We start from the raw sequence: 396 nt of genomic DNA on the forward strand, positions 1-396 counted from the left end.
ATCATGAATACAATTGGTAGTAGATTTAAAAATGATATGTTAAATGTAGCACAAGATATGTCAAGTAAAAATGCATATGATGAAGTAGACCAAAAAGCTAAAACTGATGCAAGAAGATTTCTTGATCAAAATGGATTTAAGTCAGCAATTGGAGTAGATGAAGTTGCATATGCCAATGAAATAAAAAGAGGGCTAGAAACTATAGGTGGAGGCTATGGATTTGCAAGTGCTTCACAAGGAAATTCATCATTTGAATCTGATTATATGTCAGGTTTTGCGAATAAAAGTGCATCTGCAGCAGTAGGAACTGCAACTGTAGGTTCAAGGGATTCCACCACTGAAGCAATTGATAGTGGGATAGCAGCAGGTAATTTCGAGGCAGGCGGAAAGGATAGT

1 protein-coding gene is annotated in these 396 nt (G+C 36.6%); it reads left to right on the top strand.

Going from position 1 to position 396, the window contains the following annotated elements; genetic code table 11:
• On the top strand, window positions 1-396 hold a 396-nt coding region (locus CRV02_RS14970), incomplete at both ends, for a hypothetical protein (protein WP_164969037.1).

This window comes from Arcobacter sp. CECT 8989 (assembly GCF_004116715.1).
Taxonomy (GTDB): domain Bacteria; phylum Campylobacterota; class Campylobacteria; order Campylobacterales; family Arcobacteraceae; genus Halarcobacter.